Below are 2,917 nucleotides of genomic sequence, written 5' to 3' on the forward strand. Positions count from 1 at the left end.
TTTGGCTTTAAAAAAGATGTTTTTTTGAATAAAATCGTCCTGCAATTTGAATCATTACCTTAAAAATTCAATTTTAGGCAAATATTTTTGATATATCAAAAAAATAATATAATTTTGCAAAGGTCTCAAATTAAAAAATAATTACATATGAAAAAACAGTTTTTAATTACATTTGTTCTAATGGCAATGATTTATATGCCATCTATTGCTCAGGTAGCAATAAATACCAGTGGTGCAAACCCAAATGCAAGCGCAGGCTTGGACGTTGATTTTACAAACAAAGGGGTATTGATACCGCGTGTGGCTTTAACACAAACAACAACCGCATCGCCCATTACAAGTCCTGCTACTAGCTTACTGGTTTATAACACAGCAACTCAAAATGATGTAACGCCTGGTTATTATTATTGGAATGGCAGTCAGTGGGTTCGTATTGCAGGTAATGGAACATGTAACATTGCTAATTATATTTTAAAATCGAATGGAATGGATGCTACGTGCAGCCAAATTTTTGACAACGGAACTAATGTAGGGATAGGCACTGCTTCACCGTCTGCTAAATTAGAAGTGGTAGGTTCAGTTTATGCTAATAATGGTTTAGTAAGAAGTACAAGCAACTCTTGGGCTAATCATGATATTCGTGTCGCATCTATCAGCGAACATCCAGCTTTTGTTGGTTTAAGAGGAAGGGGAACCATAGCTTCACCAGCATATCCACAGTCAAATGATCCCCTTCTCTCATTAACAGGTAGAGATATGATAGATGGTTATAGTGGTTATGGTGGAAATATTGATGCTTATGGAGGAGCAGCTATAGATTTTAGAGCTTCAGAAAATTTTTCAGGAACCAATAAAGGTGCCTTTATATCATTTATCACTACTCAAAGTGGTACAAATTTACCTATTGAGAAAATGAGGCTTACCGATGCCGGAAATTTAGGTATTGGAACAACTTTACCCAATGCCAGAATCGAAATACTTGGTAGCAACAATGCCGAGTTTATTCGCTTAAATAATTCTACCACTCCACCCTTTCAAATATTCTTTGGTAATAATTTAGGAAATGTAAGTAATCCCCAAGGTGTTGTTTATTTTGATGTTATCGGCACCGAAACTTATGTGATGGGTGGCCATGTGGTGCCCGATGTAAATATGTCAAGAGATTTGGGGTCTAGTCCAAATCACATGTGGAATTATTTATATTGTTATGATGTATATGTTGCTTCGTTAGGTGGTTATCTATATAATTTATGGTATTCAGATAAAAGATTAAAAAAAGATATAGAACCTATTACTAATGCATTAAGTAATATTTTAAAACTTAAACCCGTAAAATTTAATTGGAAAGCCGATGAATTTTCTGATAAACATTTTGATCGGAGACGCCATATTGGACTTATAGCACAAGAGGTCGAAGAAGTTTATCCTGAAATAGTCAATACCAACGACGAAGGTTTTAAATCTATTGATTATAGTAAATTGACGCCAGTTTTAATTAAAGCAGTTCAGGAATTAAACAGCAAAATCGAACAACTCGAAAAAGAAAATAAGGAAATGAAAAAGAAATTGAATATTGAATAATTAAGTTTGTTTATATAATAAAAAAGAATTTATAAATGATATATTTAAAAGCATATTTGTAGCAAACATAAATTTTATTATATTTGTAAAAATTTATAGTCATGAAGAAAATTTTAATACTTGTATTAATAGGCTTTTGGGGAGTAAAAGCCTATAATCAGTCGGCTATGGTAAATACCGGCCAGTTAGTTCAAACAGCTAATTACATTGTAGTAGCTGGTGATACTAAATGGCAAAACAACGGAACTGCATATCTTCAAACAGGTAGTGAGGTGCGTTTTGTTGGCACGAGCGATCAAGCAATTGATGGTACCAGCTCTACCGCTTTTGCTAATTTACGAATTAATAACACAGGCACTCATGGTGTGATTGTAAACCGCAATATTCAAGTCTTAGGAACACTTACTATGCAAAACGGATACCTCGATTTAAAAAACAATGAGGTTGACTTATCTACAACGGGTACATTAACCGGCGAAACAGAAACATGCCGTGTACGAGCAACCGATGCTTCTTGGGCAGAAGGTGGGGGAACAGGGCGATTAAAAGCTACACGTACTAACCCAAGTGGAAACGTTGCAGGTTTAGGATTAAATTTTACTCCTTCAACGAACATGGGTAATACGATTATTTATCGTGGCCATAATAATCAAAGTGGTGCTAATTTAACCACTAGTATTTTCAGGTATTTTGAATTGCAACCCACAACTTATGCTACTTTAACGATAAATCCGTTTTCATACTTTGATGCAGAACTTCATGGTATTACTCCCGAATCGGATTTAAAAATTATGCAATTATATAATGCTTCTAATTATTGGCAACTTCGCAGTACAACATTAAATACTTCTACTAATCAAGCAGCTGGTAATACTGCTGCCAATAGCTTATCTTATATAAAAGTAACTCTTGCTAAAGCTCCTTGTACTATAACAGCTAGTACTGGTAGTAATAGCCCAATATGTCAAAATGCAACATTAAATCTAACATCTTCTGCATCTAATGGCTATGGTACATTATCTTATAACTGGAGTGGACCTAATGGCTTTACAAGTACCTTGCAAAATCCTTCTATATCGAATGCTACTACGGCAGCTTCGGGTACATATTATGTTACCATTACAGATGAATTAAATTGTAGTGCAACTGCAAGTATGAATGTAACGGTTAACGCTTTACCAACAGTAAGCGTTTCTGCTTCACCTGCTACTATTTGTTCTGGTTCAAGTTCGACCTTAACAGCAAGCGGAGCATCATCATATAGCTGGAGTGGTGGTTTAGGTACTGGCAATCCCAAAACGGTTTCACCAACAACTACAACAACTTATACTGTAAC

The 2,917-nt window shown here is 35.0% G+C and carries 2 protein-coding genes; both read left to right on the plus strand.

The window, feature by feature from the left end; translation table 11 throughout:
• Positions 1-147 precede the first annotated feature (147 nt).
• Entirely contained in the window at positions 148-1,581 is a 1,434-nt protein-coding gene (locus tag HPY79_12460) for a tail fiber domain-containing protein (protein NSW46613.1), read from the plus strand.
• Between the two features lie 101 nt (positions 1,582-1,682).
• On the plus strand, positions 1,683-2,917 hold a 1,235-nt coding region (locus tag HPY79_12465), incomplete at its 3' end, for a hypothetical protein (protein NSW46614.1).

The sequence above is a fragment of the Bacteroidales bacterium genome (assembly GCA_013314715.1).
Lineage (GTDB): Bacteria > Bacteroidota > Bacteroidia > Bacteroidales > GWA2-32-17 > Ch61.